The sequence below is a fragment of the Bradyrhizobium sp. USDA 4510 genome, from assembly GCF_054059095.1.
The window spans coordinates 4,745,404-4,766,877 of sequence record NZ_JBSSBT010000001.1; the positions used below are offsets into that span (position 1 = coordinate 4,745,404).

Here is a 21,474-nt window from a genome sequence, read left to right on the forward strand (position 1 = left end):
AAAGGCATCAGGTGGTCAGGGGATGTCGGCAGAAAGCTCAGCTAGGGCTTGCAGACCCGCAGGCCCTTCAGCAGCAGGGCCAGCAGCGCATCGATCCGCCCCGGGCATTCCGGCTTGGCCCATTCCTCCGCATGCGCCGGGTGATGGTAGCGGACGGTGGCGTCGAACACGGCACGCGCGGTCGCCTTCACATTGTCGATCTCGAACACGCCCTGCGCGACACCGTCGGAGAGGATTTTCGCGATCAGATCGACCTGCTTGTCCTTGTAGGCTTCCACCACCTCGCGCGCGTCCTGCGCCAGCGCCAGGTAGGTCGCGAACATCTCGGGGTCGTCGCAGACCTTCTTCTGCTTGATCGTGAAGGCGGTGCGCAGCCATTGCTCCAGCCGCTCCGGCGCCGGGCCTTCGCCGGCTGCGATCTTGCACAGCGGCTCGTTGGCGCGGTCGAGCCAGCGCTTGGCGACGGCATCGCGCAGCGAGGCTTTGCTGGGGAAGTGACGGTAGACGCTGCCGTGGCTGACATCCAGCGCACGGGCAACGTCGACAACGGTGGCCTTGGTCAACCCGAAGCGCCTCAAGACATCCTCAGTTGCCTCAAGGATCCGCTCGGGTGTCAAAACCACCGCCTCGTTCATGCGTTTACCGTCTGGTTATCGCCGTCCTGCCCGCGGGTGAACTTGGCGGCCTGGGCGGCCAAGTGGCGGGCGACGCGAAGATTGAGCCACTGTTGAATCTGGGCGGTCAATTGAAAGATTTCTATGGTCATGGAGGTAGTCCTTCGAGGTAGTCAAATTAAGTCCGGCTCCCCGGCCAAACGCCGGAACAGCCACTGGGCGCCCTCCTCCCTTGGGCTGTTCAGTATATACACCATCCCGCTGACAGATTTCAATATCTGTCAGACAATATTTTGTGAAATGACAGCCGGGTCCGCGGGAAAGGCCCACCCCTGGCTTACGGGCGCTACAACGTTCCGTGAGTAGCCGGGGCGATCTGCCAATCCGCGCCTATGTCTCGCTCGGGGCTACCCGGGAGAGACTTGCATGGACCGGCCAATGACCTTGAAGGAGATCGCCAAGATCACCGCGGGCGCGGTGGTCTCGCTCGTCATTGTCGGGTGGCTGATGGTGCTTGCGATCGCATTCCTGACGGTGCTGTGAGCCCGCCTCGCCGCGCCGGCCCCTCACCGCACATTGCTGCCGGAATCGAAAGGGGCCGCTTCACGCAGCGGCCCCTTTGCCGGGAAAATCGCTTCGGGATGAAATCTAGCCCCGGTTAGCCCCAAGACTACACACTTCAGGGAATTGAGGAATTCCGGATGATTACTGTCCGTTCCGCTGACTGATTATTGCCGATCCCTATTTTTGTGCCACCTTCTGGGTAGGCATCCTGCTATTGCTGCTCGTCCTTGGGCGGCATCCGGGGCGGCGGCAATGGCGTGAACACCGACCCTTGCGCGCCGGCCGGCGGGGCCACGAACGTCCCCGTCGTGGAATCGCCGCCTGTCGTCTCCACGATCGTCTTCGGCGTGATGTACTCCCTGACGAAGTCCATGATGGTGCCGTCGCCACCGCCGAAATCCGCCGCCCGCCCGCCCTGCGGATGCCCGGCCTTGATCTCGTTCTCGGCGGTGTGGGTCTGCTCCGCCAACGCCTCGCTATAAGGAATGCGGAAAGCGCGCGGGATCGCGCTCGGCCGGTTGTCCTCGTCAAGCTCCTCGACCCAGAGATAGATCGAGCCCGGGTCGCCCTCGAGCGAATGCGGCTCCACGATTCGCGTCGACAGCAGCTTGAAATTCGCCGGCAATTTTTCCGCGGACGCCCAGCCGAGCAGACCGCGCATGCCGCCGAAGCTGACGAAATAGAACGCGCTGGTCACGACGATGACGACAGCCTTCAGCGACCAGTGCAGCCGCGCATAGACCAGCACGATCAAGAGCAGCGCACCAACCACCGCGTATGCGACCGCAAGCGTGAGGATCACCGACTGCAGACTAATCACGGCGGAGCACCCTGACGCCGGTTTTCGGATCCATGTCGGCGCCGTTGCGCCAGCTGCTGCGGAAGGTCTCGAGCAGCGATTTCGGCCGCCGGTCCACGTTGATCACCTTGCCCTCGGCGTCGAGACGAAACCTGACCGCGGTCTTCTCGTCGCCGGTGTGATCGACGGTCAGCTTGTCGTCGAAGATCACCTGCGCCGTCGGATTGAGCTTCTGCACCTTCACATTGGCCTGCACCGGCTCGCCGGTCGTGGCCTGGAAATGCGAGACGTTGACGGTGTATTCGCCGGCGACGATGCCGCGCAGCGTGACGATCTCCTCGCGGATCGGAGAGGCGATCTTCTTGCCGTTGACGATGATGAAGTCGTTGGCGCCGCCGCGGTCGTCGCGATCGAGCGTCAGGAATCCGGCCTCGCGATGCCGGTACCAGGCGATGTTGCCGGCCGGATCCTGCACGAACAGGTCGAGATCGTCAGGATGGTTGTCCGGCCAGTCCATCGTGATGATGAACTCCGCCTTGGATTCGATCTTGCCTTCCTTGGAATCCGGCGACACCGCAAGCAGCGCCAGGAAGAACAGGAAAGCGATGACCTGCAGCGCCTTGAACAGCATCACGCCGAGCGGATCGAACGGCTCCTCGCGCGGATAGAGCCCGAACTCATCCATCATGACGGCGTACCGAGGCGACGTTCCAGGGCCGGCGTGACGTGCGTCTCGGTCAGCACGACGGCGTCGGAAAACACCCGCTGGGTCGCGGAATCGAGCATGTAATACTGGATCCGGACCAGGATCGATCCGATCAGCCCGGCCAGCGTCGTGTACATCGCGACCGCCATGCCGTCGCTCATCAGGCCCATCGACGATTTCATCGCGACCTTGTCGGCGGCATCCAGCGAAGCGATCGGCGCCAGCATGATGATGAAGCCGATGATGGTGCCGAGCAGGCCGAGTTTCATCAGCGTGTCGGAGACGAAGGCGCCGAAGCCGTTGGACCCGCGCAGCCGGTCCGCCAGCGTCCGCAGCAGCAGGGTCTGGTCGATGCGGCCCTTGGCCTGCGCCTCGGCCTTCTGCACCAGGCTCTTGATGTGATCGGTGACCAGGCCGCCGGGCAGACCGCGCGCATCAGCGGCAAGCACCTTCGCGCCGTCGGGCGCGGCGAGGATGGTGCGGCAGGAGCGCGCCACCTCGCCTTCCCGTGCGATCGCCCGCGTCCGCCAGAAGCAATGGATGCAGGTGACGATATAGAGGACGGCGATGACGCTCGAAATGTAGGTGCGGTCGGAACTAATCATGAGGCGGATCAACCCGTAGCGCCACAGCAGGAATGCGGCGAACACCGAAAGGCCGGTGAAGATCATCCAGAGCAGCAGGGCGCTGCGCTCCGCCGCGTCCGTGCCGGCCGATGCGGCCGCGACGTCGACCTTGGCATCCATGCTGCGTGAGCTCCCTGTGTTCCGTGAGGCTCCGCGCGGACCTCACCTTCCGTTAGAGCAGAGCCGGCCTGCGCCGTCCAAAGACATCTGCCCAGATTCCGTCGGGCAAATTTCCCGACCTGCATAGCTTCGCATGCTTGCGATTGGCGGGGAACAGCGGTGCTGTTAGCATCGCATCTCTCGTTTGAGCATGACCAGCCGCTGCTTTCCGTTCCGGATCATGCTCTGGCCGTGGAGTGATCGCATGCGCCTCGTGCTTCAACTGGTCGCCCGCCTGCTGGTGATCGTCGCGCTATGCCTCGGCGCAGCCACCGTCTGGGCCACGATCGACGCCTATCGCAGTGTCGATCGCGCCACGCAGGCATCCGCCGAGCGGGTTTCGCAATCGCTCGAGGCGCTGTACTGGCGCGAATTGCTGCTGCGCAGCAACCGGATGCGCGAGCAATTGCTGCCGGCACCGGACTGGCGCACCATCGAAACCATGGGCCTGATCGCGCCGGGGATCTGCGTGCAGTTCGAACCGGCCGGCGCCTTCGAGAAGCCGCTCTGTGGCCAGAGCAAGGGAATCGGCAAGGCGCCGCCGCGCTGGTTCGCGGCCACCGTGCAGATGGTGCTCGGCGATCACGCCACCGTGGAGCGGCCGATCAGCGCCCGCGCCGCGACCGCGGGAACCGTCCGCGCCATCGCCGATCCGGACGCCGCGATCGCGCTCGCCTGGCAGCACATTCTCGACAACATCCATGTCGCGCTGTTGATGGCGCTCGCCATCGCGCTGCTCGCTTCGCTTGCGATCGCGCACACGCTGGCGCCCGCCCACTCGATCGTGTCGGCGCTGCGGCGCATGGCCGACGGCGAGTACCGTACGCCGCTGCCGCGCGTCCGCTCGATGGAGCTCGCGATGATCGGGCGCGCCGTCAGCGATCTCGGCGACCGCCTCGCGCTTGCCGAGGAGGAACGCAAGGTGCTGACCAGGCGGCTGCTCGAAATCCGCAACGACGAACGCCGCACGCTGGCGCGCGAGCTGCACGATGAGTTCGGCCAGAATCTCACCGCGATCCTCGCCTTCGCCAACACGATCGAGGCAAGCGCCGGAGACAAGTACGCCGCCGGCACCGAAATTGCGCAGGATGCACGGATGATCTCGCAAGCGACGCGCCGCATCATGGCGTGCCTGCGCGATACACTGAACCGGCTGCGCCATCCGCCGGCCGAAGAGCTCGGGCTGGAGGCAAGCCTGGTCGATCTCGTCGACAGCTGGCGGTCGCGCACGGCGCAGCCGATGATCCAGCTCGATCTGCAGGGCGACCTTGCCGACATCAGCGGCACGGTCGCCGCCACCGCCTATCGCGTCGCGCAGGAATGCCTGACCAATGCGCTGCGCCACAGCTCGGCGCGCGAGATCGTGCTGCGGATCGAACGGCGCACTGGAGCCGAGAATGCGCTGCTGGTGCGCGTCGAGGACGATGGCGGCGGCGATGCGACCAAGGTGGCGCAGTCGGCCGGCTTCGGCCTCACCGGGGTCAGCGAGCGCGTCACCGCCCTCGGCGGCTCGTTGTCGATCGCGCGCGCCAGCCGCGGCCTGTCGGTCGCCGCCACGATCCCGCTCGCCGCCTGAGATGACAACCGTGACGACGACAACGGCGAAGATTCGGGGCATCTCGATCCTGCTGGTGGACGATCATCCGGTCGTCCGCCAGGGCTACCGGCGCGTGCTTGAGCATCAGGACGATTTCCGCGTGGTGGCCGAAGCCGACAACGCCGCCAATGCCTATCGCGCGTTCAAGTCGCACCAGCCCGATGTGGTGGTGATGGATATTTCGATGCCGGGTGCCAGCGGGCTGGAGGCGATCCGCAACATCCGCGCGCGCGACCCTGACGCGCGCATCCTCGTCTTCAGCATGCACAGCGAGGCGGCCCAGGTGAAAGCGGCATTCGGCGCCGGCGCCAGTGGCTTCGTCACCAAGGGCAGCGAACCGGCCGAGCTGATCGCGGCGATCCGCTCGGTGGCGCGCGGCGAGCATGCGATGAGCGACGACGTCGCCCGCGTGCTGGCGATGGAAAGCCTGGTGCCGACCCGATCGGCGCTCGACCAGCTCGGCGAGCGCGAGATCGAAATCCTCCGGCAGCTGGCCGCCGGCAGCACCAAGGAGCAGATCGCCGCCAACCTCAACCTCAGCACCAAGACCGTGCAGAACTATCACTACCTCATCAAGGCCAAGACCGGCATGCGGACCGACGCCCAGCTGGTCCGCCTCGCCGTCGAATGCGGGCTGGCGAATTTGTAGCCCGTTCCCGTAGCCCGGGTGAGCGCAGCGACACCCGGGGCTGGTTGTGCATATCCCCGGATATCGCTTGCGCTCATCCGGGATACTGACGCCATTCCCGCGTGACAAGTCGGCGGGTTACGCTACGCTGACCCGCCCACCAAAGCTCACAAGAACGGACGCTCCCCATGCCCATCGTCAATCGCGTTGCCGCCCTCTCGGATGAAATGGCCGCTTGGCGCCATGACTTCCATGAGAATCCCGAACTGCTCTACGAAGTCCATCGCACCGCCGGCATCGTCGCCGACAGGCTGCGCGAGTTCGGCTGCGACGAGGTGGTGACGGGGATCGGGCGCACCGGCGTGGTCGGCGTGATCCGCGGCCGCAAGTCCACTTCGGGAAAGACCATCGGCCTGCGCGCCGACATGGACGCGCTGCCGATCGCGGAGGCCTCGGGCGTCGCCTACGCCTCGAAGATTCCCGGCAAGATGCACGCCTGCGGCCATGACGGCCACACCGCAATGCTGCTCGGCGCCGCCAAATATCTCACCGAGACGCGCAATTTCGACGGCACCGCGGTCGTGATCTTCCAGCCCGCCGAGGAAGGCGGCGCCGGCGGCAAGGCGATGGTCGACGACGGGCTGATGACCCGGTGGGGCATCCAGGAGGTCTACGGCCTGCACAACATGCCCGGCCTGCCCGAGGGTTACTTCGCGACGACGCCGGGCCCGATGCTGGCCTCGTCAGACACGTTGAAGATCGTGGTCCACGGCAAGGGCGGCCACGCCGGCGCTGCCCCGCACGAGGCGGTCGACAGCGTGCTGATCGGCGCCCAGATCATCAATGCGTTGCAGTCGATCGTATCGCGCAATGTCGACCCGCTGAAATCGGCGGTCATCTCGATCACCATGTTCGAGGCCGGCACCGCGTTCAACGTGATCCCGGAGACCGTGACGCTGGGCGGCACCGTGCGCACGCTCGATCCCGGTGTGCGCGACCTGGTCGAGCGCCGGATCGGCGAGGTCGCCTCCAGCATCGCCAAGGCCTATGGCGGCTCGGCCGAGACGGATTATGGACGCATGTATCCGGTGACGTTGAACCACGCGCGCGAGGCCGGCGTCGCCGCCGAGGTCGCCCGCGATGTGGTCGGCGCCGACCGCGTCAACGACAATCTGGTGCCGGTGATGGGCGCCGAGGATTTCGCCTTCATGCTGGAAGCGCGACCCGGCGCGTTCGTCTTCCTCGGCATGGGCGACGGTCCGATGTGCCACCACCCCGCCTACAAGTTCAACGACAACATCCTCGGCCACGGCGCCTCCTACTGGGTGCGACTGGTCGAGAAGCAGATGCCGGCGGGCTAGCGCCGCTCGTGCAGCCACGGCCCGGTCGCCCGCTTCGCGACCGGGCCGCCAGCTTTCACAAGCGCGGCTGCTGTTGCGTGGTGCAGTGGATGCCGCCGCCACCGGCGGCGATGCCATCGATGTTGAGCTGGATGATTTCCCGGTCCGGGTACAATTCGCGCAGCTTGTCGCGCGCGTTGCGGTCCGCCGCCGGGTCACCGAATTCCGGCGCGATCACGGCACCGTTGCAGACATAGAAATTGATGTAGCCGGCGGCGAAGTCCTTGCTGCTGTGCTTCGGACGCACCGTCGACGGGCCCTGCAACACCACGACATCCAGGCGCCGGCCCTTCGCATCAATAGCGCCGCGCAACAAATCGAGGTGTCGTTTGGTCACCGCATGATCGAACGACGACGGGTCCGGTTCTAGGCCGGCTACGACAACGCCGGGACAGGCAAATCGCGCGTAGAAGTCGGTATGTCCGTCGGTGATGTCCTTGCCGGCGATGCCGGGCAGCCAGATGATCTTGTCCAGTCCGAGCAGGCGAGACAATTCGTCTTCGCATTTCGCCTTGGGGACGTCGGGATTGCGATTTGGGTTGAGGACGCAGCTCTCGGTGATGATGGCCGTCCCCTCGCCGTCGACCTCGATCCCGCCGCCTTCCAGCACCAGATCGGCCTTCAAGAAGATTGCCTGCGCGGCTCCGGCCAGATGCTCTGCCACCTTGGCATCGCGTGCATATAGATGCTGCTTGCGTGCATACGGTTGCGGCTTGTTGCCCCAGCCGTTGAAATTGAACCCGACGGCGCCGAGCTGCCCGGCCGGATTGGTCACGAAGACCGGTCCGGTATCGCGCAGCCACACATCATCGAGCGGTTGAACGACGAGGCTGACCGAGGGACCGCACAGCCGCGCGGCGATGTCGTAGTCCTCCTCGCGCACGAGCATCTTCACCGGCTCATAGACCGCGATTGTCTTGGCAACGCTGGCGAGATTATTTCTGATGACGGGAAGCAGCTTCGTGCCCCAGAGCTCCACGTCGGCGCCAAAGGCCATCCAGGTGGCGGCATGCGGGGCGCCCTCGTCCGGCATGCGCCAGTTCGTTTGATGTCGTGCAGAATCGTTCATGAGCATTCGAACCGCGATGGCCGCCCCCGTTCGTCACAGGGTAGCGCAGGTGTCCCCGCGCGGGCGACCATTTTTGGAACGCACAGAGCCGGCCGCCCCCGCCTAGCGGGCGGGGTCGACCTCGCTTGTCCCCACCATCCGCGCGGCGACACGGTCGCGCTTGACGAAGTGGTGGAAGGCGACCGCGGCGAGGTGCAGCACGATCAGCGCCAGCAAGACATAGGCGAAGAAGATGTGGCGATCCTCAAAGGCATCCGCCGCCGCCTTGTCGGGCGAGGTGATCTGGGGAACGCGAAACAGGCCGAAGAAGCTCGAATAATCCTGGGCGCGGGCGCCGGAATGCGCCCACCCCAGCATCGCAACCAGGATGGTGACGGCGTAGAGCGCGCCGTGGCTGACCCGGGCGGCGATCCGCTGCCAGGAGGGCATCTCGGCCGGCAGCGCCGGCGTCGGGTTGACGCCGCGCCAGAGCAGCCGCAGCACGGTGAGCAGCAGCACCAGGTAGCCGATATCGGCGTGGATCGAGCGGTAGAAGAACTTGTCCGCCCGCGCCGGGACGTGGTTCATCCACCAGCCATAGGCCAGCATGCCAATGATGGCGACGCCGAGCACCCAGTGGAACGCGCGGGCGAGCGAGCCCCAGCTCGCGGCGGTATTGCGGATCATGTCGCGTGGCCCCCTTGCGGCCGCATTTTTGGATTTCACACGTCGCAGCAATAGTTTGCCGTGATACTTGCAGCTATCGGTCAAGGCCATGTGAAATTCCCGGCTTTACCGCCTTTTGTCGGCCGTAGCGGCCGGATAGCCAAAAACAACTGAATGGTAACCCTGCTTCGGATAGAGTTTTCGCGTGTCCACTCCCCCGACCATCCTTGTGTTCGATTCCGGCCTCGGCGGCCTCACCGTGCTCCGCGAGATCGTCCGCGCCCGGCCCGACGCGCATTACGTCTATGTCGCCGACGACGCCTTCTTCCCCTATGGCCATCACGGCGAGGACGAGATCATCGCCCGCGTGGTGCCGCTGGTCGGCGAGCTGATCGCGGCCCACGCGCCCGACCTCGTCGTGATCGCCTGCAATACGGCATCCACCCTGGTCATGTCGCATCTGCGCGACGCCTATCCTTTGCCCTTCGTCGGCACCGTGCCGGCGATCAAGCCGGCCTGCGCCTCGTCGAAAACGAAGCGCGTGTCGGTGCTCGGCACAAGGGGCACCGTGAAGCGCGAATATACCCGCAAGCTGATCTCGGACTTTGCGCAGGGCTGCGAGGTGACGCTGGTCGGCTCCGGCGAGCTCGCCTCGCTGGCGGAGGCCGCCCTCAGCGGCGCGAGCGTGCGCGACGGGGATATCGCGGCCGAGCTCGCGCCCTGCTTCGTCGGCGATGGCGCCCACGACCCCGCCCGCACCGACACCGTCGTGCTCGCCTGCACGCATTATCCGCTGCTGCTGGAACGCCTCAGGAGGCTCGCGCCCTGGCCGGTCGACTGGATCGATCCAGCACCGGCGATCGCACGCCGCGTCGCCGACCTGCTCGGCCCGGCAGGCCACGAGAGCGACCAGGCCGGCGCCGAGATGATCTTCACCTCGAAGCGGCCGCACGCGCTGACGGAAGCCTTGACGCCATTCTTCGGCGGCCGCGTCCCGGCCTGATCCTTTTCGCCGTCACAACGCGCTGCTAGCCTCTGCTCTCCTTCAAGGGAGGACCAAATTTGACCGCAGCCCCGCTGACACCGCTCAATCGCCTGCGCGAGGCGTGGCGCGACAAGCGCCCGACCTTCGGCGCGATCGCGACCATTCCGAGCATCCAGACCGTGCAGATCATGGCGCAGTCGTTGGACTGGATCATCGTCGATCTCGAGCACGGCCCGATCGATCTCGGCACCGCCCATGCGATGATCGTGGCGACCTCGGGCACGCCCTGCGTGCCAATGGTGCGGATCGCCGCCAACGAGCCGCATCTCGCCAAGGCACCGATGGACATCGGCGCGCTCGGCATCAATTTTCCGATGATCTGCAACGCAAGCGATGCGGTGAAGGCGGTGCGCAGCGTGCGCTATCCGCCGCAAGGCGACCGGCTCTGGGGACCGTTCCATGCGCCGTTCCGCTGGGGCGTCTCGATGAACGACTATATGGCGACCGCTGACGACGACATGATCTGCATGATCACGATCGAGCACGTCGATGCCGTCAACCGCATCGACGAGATCATGGCGACACCGGGCATCGACCTCGCAGTGATTGGCCCCGGCGATCTCGCCACCTCGATCAACAAGCGCGGTCTGCCCGACGATCCTGAAGTGGTCGCGCTGATGCAGCGCGCCGAGCAAGGCATCATGAAGAGCGGCGTGCCGATCGGCGGCGTCGCGCGCACCGCCGAACAGGCCAATGCGATGATCGACCGCGGCTACCTCGCGCTCGCACTCGGCTTCGACTGGTCGCTGTTCCAGCGCGGTATTGCGGCTGCGTTCGCGGGGATCAAGCGGTAGGCGTCAAACGCGGCCGCGCGGCGCTCCGCTTGTTCACAGCCGCCGGCGAGCAGGTTCCAGTCACGTCGTGAAGGAACCGCGGGCGCAACTTCCGGCATCGCGCCTGCGACGGCGCGAACGATGCGTGTCGCCGAGACAGCTCGTTCGCCTGAGTAGCTCATGAATAAGCGGCGCAAACCCGCGCTGTTGGATGAACGGACTAATCCCAACGTCGCAAGTGCACATCACATATCGCCCGCTTTCCGCCGCGATTCCGCGCTGCTAGAGTTTTGCGGGTTGGGAGGAAAATCCATGTTCAGGAAATTACTGCTTGGTCTCACCGTGATTGCCCTTGCCGGTGCCGGCGCTGCCTTTGCGCAGCAGAGCGGCATCAAGCGGACGCCGCTGCAGAAGGTCGATTTTCCGCCGGGCTACAACACGGTCACCGCGATCGCCGAGGTTCCGGCCGGGGGTGCGTCCGGGCGTCACACCCATCCCGGCGCTGAAACCGGCTATGTGCTCGAAGGCGAGCTCGAGCTTCTGATCGACGGCAAACCGCCGCTGAAGCTGAAGGCGGGCGATTCCTACCAGATCCCGGAAGGCGCGGTGCACGACGCCAAGACGTCCGGCGACAAGCCGCTCAAGGTGCTCGGCGTCTATGTGGTCAAGGCCGGCGAGCCGTTGGCAAAACCCGCGCCGTGAGCAGAACCCCTTGGTCTCCGACCAGTTGGTTCATCTAAGCTTCAGGTGCGGCGAGCAACCATTTGAGCTCGCCGGGCCTTTGATTTTTTGCCTGTTTGCTAAGGAACTGAACCGAACGGATGCGCGGTAAATTTCGTCAGATTTCATTGCCGCGCCGTCTGGTCGCCGATCTGATGCATGCATCGACCGGCGTGCCGCTGGTCTCCCTGAAGCGCACCCTGAACGTCCGTGCAATCGTCGAGGCCGTGCACGTGCGGCGCAGGCACCGGGCTGGGCCGCCATCTTCGTCAAGGCATTCGCGCTGGTCGCCAGGACCGAGCCAACCTTGCGCACGCTGCACGTCAAATGGCCGTGGCCTTGCCTCTACGAGCTGCCGCGCAGCGTCGGCATGGTGGCGATTGCGCGCGTTGAGAAGGGCGAGGACTGTGTGCTGTTCGAGCGCGTCTGTGCCGCCGACGAGATGCCGCTCGCCGAGGTCGACGCGCGGATCCGCCGCGCCAAGACCGCGCCGCTGCACGAAATCCCCTCGTTCCGCAAAATGCTCTGCGTGACCCGCCTGCCGCTTCCGCTGCGCCGCCTGGCGTGGGCGATCAGGATGAATTTTGGCGGCAGCGCGCCAATTTCTACGGCAGCTTTGGCGTGACCTCGGTCGCGGCCTATGGCCCCGGCGAATTGCACGCGCTGAGCCCCGGGCCATTCCTGTTGAGCTATGGCGTGATCAGGCCGGACCACACCGTCGACGTGGTGCTGCGCTGGGACCATCTGGTCCGCGACGCCGCCCTGATCGCGCAGACCTTGATCCGCCTCGAGCAGGTGCTGGGCGGCGAAATCGCCGCCGAACTGGGCGCGGGCCGGCCGCAAGCCGATGCCCGGCTGGTCCGGGCGGCCGGAAGCCGCCTCTAACGGACGAAATTGGCCAATTTTGACGCCGATTCGGCCCAAAATGCCCTGCGTTTTGTTTGACAGAACCGGACTTTCTCCTTAAGACCACCTTGCTCGCGGGCCGGTTTCGGCCCGCGATGCGTTTCGCGACCCGTGGTCCTCCCCGAGCTTTCGAGGCGGACCTGTCGGTACAGGCCTTTTGGCCGGTACACAGGAGGGCGCGTCTCCTCAAACCCTAGACTGACAAAACGCCGGGCGCTGGGTGCGACGGCTGTACAAAGAGGACGCGATGACAAAGCGCAGTGAGGCGAAGTACAAGATCGATCGCCGCATGGGCCAGAATATCTGGGGCCGCCCGAAGAGCCCCGTGAACCGCCGCGAATACGGCCCCGGCCAGCACGGCCAGCGCCGCAAGGGCAAGCTCTCCGACTTCGGCGTGCAGCTGCGCGCCAAGCAGAAGCTCAAGGGCTACTACGCCAACATTTCCGAGCGCCAGTTCCACGGCATCTATGTCGAAGCCAGCCGCCTGAAGGGCGACACCGGCGAGAACCTGATCGGCCTCCTGGAGCGCCGTCTCGACACCGTGGTCTACCGCGCCAAGTTCGTCTCCACGATGTTCGCCGCGCGCCAGTTCATCAACCACGGCCACATCAAGGTGAACGGCCGCAAGGTCAACATCGGCAGCTACAAGCTGAAGGTCGGCGACCTCATCGAGGTCAAGGACTCCTCCAAGCAGCTGACGCCGGTGCTGGAAGCGGCCCAGCTCCCTGAGCGTGACGTGCCCGACTTCATCGAGGTCGATCACTCCAAGATGACCGCGACGTTCGCGCGCACCCCCGGCCTCTCGGACGTGCCATTCCCGGTGCAGATGGAGCCGCATCTGATCGTCGAATTCTATTCGCGCTGATCACTGCAGCATTGCGATATCCGAAAGGCCCCGGTTTTGCCGGGGCCTTTTTGTTTGCCCACAAGACGACTATGATATTCGGGACTTGGCAGATGACTGCCCGTTGAGGTTTCTTGCCGATGACCCGGTTACTGGAACAGGCCTTCGAGACAGTTTCAAACTTGCCTGACACAGAGCAGGACGAGCTCGCGCGCATCATGCTGCAGCTTGCCGGCGTCGACCAACCACCGCTTCAGCTCGCGCCGGAAGAAGACGCCGATCTGGCTGAAGCCGACTCCGAGATTGCACGCGGCGAGCTGGCAACGGCCGAGGAAGTCCGTGCGATGTGGGCAAAGCACGGGCTGTGAGCGTCCGTTACACGCGACGCGCTCTTGTTCAGATTGATCAGGCACTCTCCTATATCGAGACACGATCGCCCCAGGGGGGCGGTCGACGTGCGGGACCGCATCTTGGCACTTGTCACGCTGCTGCAAGAGCAGCCGCGCGCAGGGCGCCCGACAAGCCGCTCAGGCGTCCGCCGGCTTTCGGCGACACCTTATCCCTACCTGATCGACTATCGCGTGACGCCCACCGAGATCATAATTATGCGGTTTCGTCACGCTGCCCGGAGGCCTATACGCTAGCGGCGATTCCGCACGCCAGCGGAGCGATGAGGAAAGCCCATGCACTACACCCCTGCCCGGCCCGATCCCAAGGCCCCGCCCGTCCGCATCAACCTTCTGTCCGATACGCAGACCAGGCCGACGCCGGCGATGCGCGAGGCGATGGCGAAGGCGGAGGTCGGCGACGAGCAGGTCGGCGACGATCCGACCACCAATGAGCTCTGCGCCCGCGTCGCCGATCTGCTCGGCAAGGAGGCTGCCGTCTTCATGCCGTCGGGCACCATGTGCAACGTTGCGGCGACGCTGGCCTATTGCCGCCCCGGCGACGAGATTTTGGCGCATGCGACCGCGCATATCATTGCGCGCGAGGGCGGCGCCCATGCCGCGCTCGGCGGTTTCCAGATCACGCAGCTGCCGGGCGATGACGGCCAGTTCACGCCTGAGACCTTCCAGGCCGCGCTGCATCCGCGCACCCGCTACCAGCCGCCGCAGGTGCTCGTCAGCGTCGAGCAGACCGCCAATATCGGTGGCGGCACGATCTGGAAGAAGGCGGCGCTCGACGAGGTCGTGCGTACCGCCAAGGCCCACGGCCTTGTCACCCACATGGACGGCGCGCGGCTGCTCAATGCGACAGTGGCGTCCGGCATCACGCCGCGCGACATGACGGCGGGCTGGGATTCCGCCTGGATCGATTTCTCCAAGGGCCTCGGCGCGCCGATCGGCGGCGTGATCGCCGGCACCCGCGCCTTCATCGACGATGTCTGGCGCTGGAAGCAGCGGCTCGGCGGCTCGATGCGGCAGTCCGGCGTCTGCGCCGCCGCCTGCATCCATGCGCTCGATCACCATGTCGACCGCCTCGCCGACGACCATGCCAATGCGCGGGCGCTGGCGCGCGGCCTGTCGCAGATCAACGGCATCGCGGTGCAGGCGCCGGAGACCAACCTCGTCTTCTTCAAGCCCGACGGCGCCGGCGTCTCAGGCGACAAGATGGTCGCCGAGCTGCGCAAGCGCGGCGTGACCCTGGCGATGATGGACGGCCGGATCAGGGCCTGCACGCATCTCGATGTCACCGCGGCGATGATCGAGGAAGCGGTCGGACACGTCAGGGACATCGTGCGCGCGGCGTAACTCCCGTAGCCCAGATTGCGCTTCGCTTCATCCGGGCTTCGAAGCTGAATTCTACCGCCCCATCGCCTGGTAGATCAGCGTCTTCAGCTCCTGCTGGATCCGGCCGCGCTGCGACGGCGTCTGCACCATGAAGATCCCGAACAGGTCGTCCGCGGGATCGATGAAGAAGAAGGTGCCGCCGACGCCGTCCCAGCGATACTCGCCCAGCGGCCAGTCTGTGTTCGCCGGCACCGAGGTGCGGACCGCGAAGCCGAGGCCGAAGCCGGAATTCGGACCAGGATAGTAGTTCTGGTCGCGCACGACGCCGGTCTCCGGACCGATATGGTCCCTCGCCATCAGCGCGATGGTCTCCGGCTTCAGATAGCGCCTGCCCTCATAGCTGCCGCCGTTCAGCAGCATCTGCGAGAAGCGCGCATAGTCGCCGATGGTGCCGACCATGCCGCCGCCGCCGGATTCCCATCGCAGCCGCTTGCGCGGATTGCGGACGTCGGCGACCGGACTGATGGTGCGATCCTTCGGCATCGGCTCGGCGATCAGCGGCCATTTCGCCCGGTCGGCGACGTAGAACGCGGTCTCGTTCATCCCGAGCGGGCCGAGCAGCCGCTCCTGCTCGACCTGAAACAGCGACTTCCCTGTGATCACCTCGATGATGCGGCCGAGCACGTCGGTGGAATGGCCGTAGTCCCATTGCGTGCCGGGTTGTTCGGCGAGCGGCAGCGCCGTGAGCCGCGCGACGAATTCGGCATTGTCGGGATCGTTGTTGAACAGGCCGGCATCGGCGTAGGTCTTGTTCACGATACCACCGCCGTAATAGCCGTAAGGCAGGCCGGCGGTGTGGCGCATCAGGTCTTCGATGGTGATGGGGCGCCTCAGCGGCTCCAGCGTCATCGCCATCTTGCCCTCATCGCCGCGCTTTTCCACCCCGACCTTCATGTCGGCAAAGGACGGGATATATTTCGACACCGGATCGCCGAGGGCGAGCTTGCCTTCCTCGACCAGCATCATCGCGATGACCGTGGTGATCGGCTTCGACATCGAATAGAGGCGGAAGATGGTATCCGCGCTCATCGAGAGCTCGGTGGCGACGTCGCGAACCCCGAACTTCTCGTAGTAGACCGGCTTGCCATGCTGCTGCAGCAGCAGGATCGCGCCCGGGATCTTTCCGGTCGCGACCTCGTTCCTGACATAGTCGGAGACCCTGGCGAGGCCCTCCGCCGAGAAGCTGTGCGCGGCCGGCCCCGCGGAGCCGGCCTTCGCAATCGTTGCGACCAACGCGAACGCTAGTGCCGCGACGAACGCGCGGCCCCCACGCATGCAAGCGCATGAGCCGATCCGCCTGAATCGGATCATGCCGTCATTCCCTTCTTTTCAACGCGCTGCTTCACGCGAACCGGTATCCACTTCGCTCGAAAACGCTCTAGTTTTCCATGGCTTCATAGACGAGCTGCTTCAGCGTCCGCTGGATGCGCTGACGCTCGGTCGGCGTCTGCTCCAGCAGAACGAAGAAGAAGTCCTGCTTGCGGTCGATGACATAATAGCAGCCGCTGGCGCCGTCCCATTTCAGCTCGCCGAGATCGCCGGGCGGTGGTGGCTTCGCAGTGCCGGGATCGGTGCGCACCGCGATCCCAAGCCCGAAGCCGAAGCCGTCGCCGGGGAAGTAAAAAAAGTCGCGCTCGACGCCGGAGCCCGGTCCGACGCGGTCGGTCGTCAGCTCCTTGAACGTCTCGGGCTTCAGGATGGTCTTGCCGTCGAGGGTGCCGCCATTGAGCAGCATCTGCGCGAAGCGCGAATAATCCGCCATGGTCGAGACCATGCCGCCGCTGGCGGACTCCCATTTCTTGACCTTGGTCGGATCGTTGACCCGGCCGACCCGGAAGTCGCTGTCGTTCGGCATCGGCTCGGCCATCAGCTTCTGCTTCTCGGGATCGGTGACGAAGAAGCCGGTGTCCTTCATGCCGAGCGGATCGAGCAGCCTTTCGCGCTCGATCGTCGAGAGCTTCTCGCCGGTGGTCACCTCCATCACGCGCGCCAGAATGTCGGTGGAATGGCCGTATTGCCAGAGCGCGCCGGGCTGGTTGTGCAGCGGCAGCTTGGCGATCCGCTCGGCGAATTCGGCGAGATCAAAATCTCCGCCGTAGATATTGGCTTCCTTGTAGGCCTTGCGGACCAGGCTGTCGCCATAGAAGCCGTAGGTGATACCCGACGTATGCGTCATCAGATCGAGGATCGTGAGCGGCCGCTTTGGCGGCACCAGCTCCAGCGTCTTGGTGCCGTCCTCGGCCTTCTTCTCGACGCCGACCTTCACGTTGGCAAAGGACGGGATGTATTTCGAGACGGGATCGTCGAGCTTGTATTTCCCTTCCTGCAGCAACTGCATCGACACCACGGCGGTGATCGACTTGGACATCGAGGCCAGCCGGAAGATGGTCTTGTCCGTGATCGGCACCTTGCTGACCACATCCTGCACGCCGAAGGCCTCGTGATAGACCGGCTTGCCGCGCTGCTGGATCAAGACGATGGCGCCGGGAATCTTCCCGGTCGCGACCTCGTTCTTAAAGAACTCGCTGATCTTGGCGAGCTTGTCGCGGTTGAAATGCGCACCCGCCGGAATCTCGTAGGTGCCCTCGGTGTGCGGGTACGCCGGCGCCGCCAGCACCATCGCGGCGGCCGCGGCCGCGCACGTCAAACGAAATGAATGCATTTGGATTATCCCTCCCCGGAAATCACGGGGAAGTGTAGCGGCGGTATCATCAGGCACAAGGGCTGCCAAAGGCCCCAAGGACCTTCTGATGAAGCTCGCCGCTTTGGGCAGAAAAGCAGCAAAAGATCACCTGCGCGAGGCCGGGTGCGGCGGCCAGGGCATCGACGACGGCCTTGACCGCGATGTCGGCGGCGCGATCCGGCGGGAAGTGATAGACGCCGGTCGAGATGGCGGGAAATGCGATGGAGCCCAGCTGATTGGCGTGGCACAGCTCGATGCCGCGGCGATAGCAGGATGCGAGCAGCGCATCCTCGTTTTGAATGCCGCCGTGCCAGATCGGGCCGACGGCGTGGATCACGTGCTTGGCCGGGAGCCGATAGCCTTTGGTGATCTTGGCATCGCCGGTCTTGCAGCCGTGCAAGGTGCGGCACTCAGCGAGCAGCTCGGGCCCCGCGGCACGATGGATCGCACCGTCAACGCCGCCACCGCCGAGCAGCGATGAATTGGCCGCGTTGACGATGGCGTCAACGCGCAGGGTCGTGATGTCGGTAACGATGACTTCGAGCCGCGCCTTGCCGATCTGGCGCGCCGTCAAGGTCAGGCAGCCACGTCGACCGGTATGCCCTTGTCGGCAAACAGCTGCTGCAATTCGCCGGCCTGGAACATCTCGCGGATGATGTCGCAACCGCCGACGAACTCGCCCTTCACATAGAGCTGCGGAATCGTCGGCCAGTTCGAATAGACCTTGATGCCGTTGCGCAGCTCGGCGGATTCGAGAACGTTGAGGCCTTTGTAGCCGACGCCGATGTGGTCGAGGATCTGCACGACCTGACCGGAAAACCCGCACTGCGGGAATTGCGGCGTGCCCTTCATGAACAGCACGACGTCGTTCGACTTCACTTCGTTGTCGATGAATTGCTCGATGCTCATTTTCGCTTCCTTCGGGGGCGGCGCTCTCAGGCCTTGACGGGCCGGCCCACCCTTCTAACCCGTGACTGACTATATATGTAGCTCAAACCATTGTGCATCCAAAGCAAAATGGCGGAAATCTGGCATGCACCGGGCGCTGCGGGCGCCCAAAATGGGCCGGGATTATCTGACGGCCCCAATATCATCGCGGGGGGAGGCTTTTTTCCCGTAACGGAGCCCCTATCTAGGACGAACTGTCCGTTGGGAACCAGTTTGCCGAAGCAACGTTCTCTCCATTGAATCGGAGACCCCTGTGACGAAACCAGCCTCTGCCGCGGCCGCCCTTCCCGCCGTCCCCCCGTCACTATCCTCCGAATCCGGCCCGCTCGCCCAGCGCTTGGTGGACGCCTATCGCGCCGTCCGCGACGAGACCGAACGGCGGGCCGCACCGCTGTCGCCCGAAGACCAGCTGATCCAGTCGATGCCGGACGCGAGCCCAGCCAAATGGCACCGCGCCCATACCACCTGGTTCTTCGAGCAGTTCCTGCTCGGCGAGCACGTCAAGGGCTACACGCCATTCCATCCCGACTACGCTTATCTGTTCAATTCTTATTACGTCAGCGCCGGTCCGCGGCACGCCCGCCACCAGCGCGGCCATTTGACCCGCCCGACCGCCGACGAAGTCACCGCCTACCGCCGCCATGTCGATGCCGAGGTGGTGAAATTCTTCCAGACTGCCGGCGCCGACACGCTCGAGGCGCTGGTGCCGCTGGTCGAGGTCGGGCTCAATCACGAGCAGCAGCATCAGGAGCTGATGTACACCGACATCCTGCATGCCTTCGCGCAGAACCCGATCCCGCCGGCCTACGATCCGGCGTGGCGCTTCCCGGCGTCGCAGCACGGGCCTGAGGAATGGGTGACGCTCAACGAAGGCATCCACACCGTCGGCCATGGCGAGGACAGCTTCCATTTCGACAATGAGAAGCCCGCGCATCGCGCCTTGGTCGGCCCGGTCAAGCTCGCGAAGAACCTCGTCACCAATGCCGACTGGCTCGCCTTCATGAAGGACGGCGGCTATTCCACCGCCACGCTGTGGCTGATGGATGGCTTCGGCACCGTGAGCAACGAGGGCTGGCAGGCACCCGGCCATTGGCGCGAGATCGACGGCGAATGGAAGCTCATGACGCTCGGCGGCCTGCAGCCGATCGATCCGTCAGCGCCGGTTTGCCACGTCAGCTATTACGAGGCCGACGCCTTCGCCCGATGGGCCGGCAGGCACCTGCCGACCGAGATGGAATGGGAGGTCGCCGCGCGCGCCGGCCTGCTCAACGACGCCTACGGCATCGTCTGGCAATGGACCCGTAGCTCCTATTCGCCCTATCCGGGCTACCGCGCGATCGAAGGCGCGCTCGGTGAGTACAACGGCAAGTTCATGGTCAACCAGCTCGTGCTGCGCGGCTCGTCGCTGGCGACGCCTTCAGGTCACAGCCGCGTCACCTATCGCAACTTCTTCTATCCACACCATCGCTGGCAATTCACGGGGTTACGCCTCGCAGACTATGCCTGATTGAGTCCTGTCGACATCAATAACGCGTCGGTAAGCGCGTTCGGGAGAGTATCATGAATGTGCATGCCGCCGCTTTGGCCAAAGCGTATCCGTTCGACGAAGCGACATCGGTGTTTGCCGGCGACGTGATTGGCGATCTCGCCCGTCACCCGAAACGGCTGTCGCCGAAATATTTCTACGACGCCACCGGCTCCGAGCTGTTCGAGCAGATCACGGTGCTGCCGGAATATTATCCAACGCGCACCGAGCTTGGCATCCTGCGCGACCGCGGCGACGAGATCGCCGCGATCATCCCTGACGGCGCGGCGCTGGTCGAGTTCGGCGCTGGCGCGACCACCAAGGTGCGCCTGCTGCTCGAGCATTGCGAATTCGCAGCCTATGCGCCGGTCGATATCTCAGGCGATTTCCTGAAAGCCCAGGCCGACGGGCTGCGGAAGGATTTCCCTCGCCTCGGCATCTACCCGGTCGCTGCCGATTTCACCACGCCGTTCACGCTGCCCGAGGCCGTCGCCACGATGCCGAAGGTCGGCTTCTTCCCCGGCTCGACGCTCGGCAATTTCGAGCCGAGCGAGGCCTTGGCCTTCCTGCGCAGCGCGCGAAAAATCCTCGGCCACGGCGCGCAGATGATCATCGGCGTCGACCTCGAGAAGGACGAGCGCGTGCTGTACGACGCCTATAACGACGCAGCCGGTGTCACCGCGCGGTTCAACCTCAATGTGCTGGTTCGCATCAACCGCGAGCTCGGCGGCAATTTCGATCTGTCGGGATTCACGCACCGCTCGATCTACAACCGCGATCGCCATCGCATCGAGATGCACCTGATCAGTCGCAAGGCGCAGACCGTGCGCATCCTCGGCAACACCTTTGCGTTCCGTCCGGGCGAGAGCATCCACACCGAGAACAGCTACAAATACTCGCTCGAGCGCTTCACCGCGCTCGCCCGCAGCGCGGGCTGGACGGTGCGCGAAAGCTGGACCGACGCCAACACGATGTTCTCGGTGCACGCACTGGTCGCGGACTAGCGCCCAAACCAGGACGGGGCAAATCATGGGCAGGCGTCCGCTGCAGATCGCGACGGCGTTGCTCGCCCTGGTCCCGATCCTGACCGGCATCATCACCATGCTGGGCGTCAGCGATCCGCTCTACGCCTCAGCGGGCGTTCCGGCGCTGCCGGTGCTCGACAGCAATCTGCGCTTCTTCGGCGGGGTCTGGCTTGGTCTCGGCCTCGCGCTGCTCTGGCTGGTACCGCGGATCGAAAGCGAGAGCGTGCTGTTTCGGGTGGTCTGGGGCGGCATCTTCCTCGGCGGCATCGGCAGGCTGCTGTCGATGCTGATGGTCGGCTTGCCGCCGCTGCCCTTCGTGGGCTTCACCGCGCTCGAAGTGATCGGCGCACCGCTGTTCGTCTATTGGCAGCACCTGGTAGCAAAGGCCGGCCGCAAGTAACGGCCGCC

At 65.0% G+C, this 21,474-nt stretch carries 24 protein-coding genes and 1 pseudogene; 14 read left to right on the forward strand and 11 right to left on the reverse strand.

Annotated features, from left to right (window positions below; translation table 11 throughout):
- Window positions 1-41: 41 nt before the first annotated feature.
- From ACVMDN_RS22030 to ACVMDN_RS22050, 5 genes are all read right to left on the reverse strand, one after another.
- Window positions 42-635, reverse strand: coding sequence for a TetR family transcriptional regulator (locus ACVMDN_RS22030; RefSeq protein WP_076828498.1), 594 nt, complete (start codon window positions 633-635; stop codon window positions 42-44).
- The gene (locus ACVMDN_RS22035) at window positions 632-766 is read right to left on the reverse strand and encodes a hypothetical protein (protein WP_279705295.1); all 135 of its coding nucleotides are present in this window, start codon (window positions 764-766) and stop codon (window positions 632-634) included. Before ACVMDN_RS22035 ends, ACVMDN_RS22030 begins: the two co-directional genes overlap by 4 nt.
- A gap of 623 nt (window positions 767-1,389) precedes the next feature.
- A complete protein-coding gene (locus tag ACVMDN_RS22040; RefSeq protein ID WP_016843143.1) occupies window positions 1,390-1,998 on the reverse strand; it encodes a hypothetical protein in 609 nt (202 codons plus the stop codon).
- Window positions 1,991-2,665 carry a hypothetical protein gene (locus ACVMDN_RS22045; RefSeq protein WP_026192978.1) on the reverse strand — a complete coding sequence of 225 codons (675 nt, stop codon included), beginning with the start codon at window positions 2,663-2,665 and terminating at the stop codon, window positions 1,991-1,993. The genes ACVMDN_RS22040 and ACVMDN_RS22045 overlap by 8 nt, the downstream gene beginning before the upstream one ends.
- Window positions 2,662-3,429, reverse strand: a complete 768-nt coding sequence (locus tag ACVMDN_RS22050) for a MotA/TolQ/ExbB proton channel family protein (protein ID WP_456834988.1) — start codon at window positions 3,427-3,429, stop codon at window positions 2,662-2,664. The genes ACVMDN_RS22045 and ACVMDN_RS22050 overlap by 4 nt, the downstream gene beginning before the upstream one ends.
- 244 nt (window positions 3,430-3,673) lie before the next feature.
- Here ACVMDN_RS22050 and ACVMDN_RS22055 point away from each other — a divergent pair, with 244 nt between their 5' ends.
- The 3 genes from ACVMDN_RS22055 to ACVMDN_RS22065 all read left to right on the forward strand — a co-directional run bounded on the left by ACVMDN_RS22055 (window position 3,674) and on the right by ACVMDN_RS22065 (window position 7,054).
- A complete protein-coding gene (locus ACVMDN_RS22055) occupies window positions 3,674-5,044 on the forward strand; it encodes a histidine kinase (RefSeq protein ID WP_141339999.1) in 1,371 nt (456 codons plus the stop codon).
- Window position 5,045: 1 nt separating this feature from the next.
- Window positions 5,046-5,714 (forward strand): response regulator, encoded by a 669-nt coding sequence (locus tag ACVMDN_RS22060; protein WP_456834987.1) that lies wholly within the window; start codon window positions 5,046-5,048, stop codon window positions 5,712-5,714.
- Between the two features lie 167 nt (window positions 5,715-5,881).
- A complete protein-coding gene (locus ACVMDN_RS22065; protein WP_076828489.1) occupies window positions 5,882-7,054 on the forward strand; it encodes a M20 aminoacylase family protein in 1,173 nt (390 codons plus the stop codon).
- A gap of 55 nt (window positions 7,055-7,109) precedes the next feature.
- On the opposite strand, the gene ACVMDN_RS22070 is transcribed toward ACVMDN_RS22065, so the two are convergent.
- Window positions 7,110-8,126, reverse strand: a complete 1,017-nt coding sequence (locus ACVMDN_RS22070) for an agmatine deiminase family protein (protein WP_456834986.1) — start codon at window positions 8,124-8,126, stop codon at window positions 7,110-7,112.
- 138 nt (window positions 8,127-8,264) lie between these two features.
- Complete coding sequence (locus ACVMDN_RS22075; RefSeq protein ID WP_456834985.1) at window positions 8,265-8,828, reverse strand: cytochrome b; 564 nt, start codon at window positions 8,826-8,828, stop codon at window positions 8,265-8,267.
- 184 nt (window positions 8,829-9,012) lie between these two features.
- Between ACVMDN_RS22075 and murI the strand changes: the two genes are divergently transcribed.
- From murI to ACVMDN_RS22115, 8 genes and pseudogenes are all read left to right on the forward strand, one after another.
- The gene (gene murI, locus ACVMDN_RS22080) at window positions 9,013-9,810 is read left to right on the forward strand and encodes a glutamate racemase (RefSeq protein ID WP_141340000.1); all 798 of its coding nucleotides are present in this window, start codon (window positions 9,013-9,015) and stop codon (window positions 9,808-9,810) included.
- 59 nt (window positions 9,811-9,869) lie between these two features.
- Complete coding sequence (locus ACVMDN_RS22085) at window positions 9,870-10,646, forward strand: HpcH/HpaI aldolase family protein (protein ID WP_057018410.1); 777 nt, start codon at window positions 9,870-9,872, stop codon at window positions 10,644-10,646.
- Window positions 10,647-10,937: 291 nt separating this feature from the next.
- The gene (locus tag ACVMDN_RS22090) at window positions 10,938-11,327 is read left to right on the forward strand and encodes a cupin domain-containing protein (protein WP_028339901.1); all 390 of its coding nucleotides are present in this window, start codon (window positions 10,938-10,940) and stop codon (window positions 11,325-11,327) included.
- A gap of 119 nt (window positions 11,328-11,446) precedes the next feature.
- Window positions 11,447-12,230 (forward strand): annotated as a pseudogene (locus ACVMDN_RS22095) (acyltransferase).
- Window positions 12,231-12,498: 268 nt separating this feature from the next.
- Window positions 12,499-13,116, forward strand: a complete 618-nt coding sequence (gene rpsD / locus ACVMDN_RS22100) for a 30S ribosomal protein S4 (protein WP_076828559.1) — start codon at window positions 12,499-12,501, stop codon at window positions 13,114-13,116.
- Between the two features lie 119 nt (window positions 13,117-13,235).
- On the forward strand, window positions 13,236-13,463 hold the full coding sequence (locus ACVMDN_RS22105) for a hypothetical protein (RefSeq protein WP_076828477.1): 228 nt from the start codon (window positions 13,236-13,238) through the stop codon (window positions 13,461-13,463).
- Window positions 13,464-13,550: 87 nt separating this feature from the next.
- Window positions 13,551-13,739, forward strand: coding sequence for a type II toxin-antitoxin system RelE/ParE family toxin (locus tag ACVMDN_RS22110; RefSeq protein ID WP_456834984.1), 189 nt, complete (start codon window positions 13,551-13,553; stop codon window positions 13,737-13,739).
- Window positions 13,740-13,778: 39 nt separating this feature from the next.
- Window positions 13,779-14,846, forward strand: a complete 1,068-nt coding sequence (locus ACVMDN_RS22115) for a threonine aldolase family protein (RefSeq protein WP_076828474.1) — start codon at window positions 13,779-13,781, stop codon at window positions 14,844-14,846.
- Between the two features lie 51 nt (window positions 14,847-14,897).
- On the opposite strand, the gene ACVMDN_RS22120 is transcribed toward ACVMDN_RS22115, so the two are convergent.
- The 4 genes from ACVMDN_RS22120 to grxD form a co-directional block, all read right to left on the reverse strand.
- Complete coding sequence (locus tag ACVMDN_RS22120; RefSeq protein ID WP_253641022.1) at window positions 14,898-16,160, reverse strand: serine hydrolase domain-containing protein; 1,263 nt, start codon at window positions 16,158-16,160, stop codon at window positions 14,898-14,900.
- Window positions 16,161-16,263: 103 nt separating this feature from the next.
- Entirely contained in the window at window positions 16,264-17,505 is a 1,242-nt protein-coding gene (locus tag ACVMDN_RS22125; RefSeq protein WP_456835864.1) for a serine hydrolase domain-containing protein, read from the reverse strand.
- A gap of 91 nt (window positions 17,506-17,596) precedes the next feature.
- On the reverse strand, window positions 17,597-18,148 hold the full coding sequence (locus ACVMDN_RS22130; protein ID WP_057018462.1) for an O-acetyl-ADP-ribose deacetylase: 552 nt from the start codon (window positions 18,146-18,148) through the stop codon (window positions 17,597-17,599).
- A complete protein-coding gene (grxD, locus tag ACVMDN_RS22135; protein ID WP_016843475.1) occupies window positions 18,145-18,477 on the reverse strand; it encodes a Grx4 family monothiol glutaredoxin in 333 nt (110 codons plus the stop codon). The genes ACVMDN_RS22130 and grxD overlap by 4 nt, the downstream gene beginning before the upstream one ends.
- A 292-nt stretch (window positions 18,478-18,769) precedes the next feature.
- On the opposite strand from grxD, the gene egtB reads away from it, so the two are divergent.
- From egtB to ACVMDN_RS22150, 3 genes are read left to right on the forward strand one after another with little or no spacing between them, the layout of a single operon-like run.
- On the forward strand, window positions 18,770-20,023 hold the full coding sequence (egtB, locus tag ACVMDN_RS22140; protein WP_253639478.1) for an ergothioneine biosynthesis protein EgtB: 1,254 nt from the start codon (window positions 18,770-18,772) through the stop codon (window positions 20,021-20,023).
- A 53-nt stretch (window positions 20,024-20,076) separates the two neighbouring features.
- Entirely contained in the window at window positions 20,077-21,045 is a 969-nt protein-coding gene (gene egtD, locus ACVMDN_RS22145; RefSeq protein WP_456814594.1) for an L-histidine N(alpha)-methyltransferase, read from the forward strand.
- Between the two features lie 25 nt (window positions 21,046-21,070).
- Window positions 21,071-21,466, forward strand: a complete 396-nt coding sequence (locus ACVMDN_RS22150) for a DUF4345 domain-containing protein (protein WP_076828465.1) — start codon at window positions 21,071-21,073, stop codon at window positions 21,464-21,466.
- Window positions 21,467-21,474: the final 8 nt, after the last annotated feature.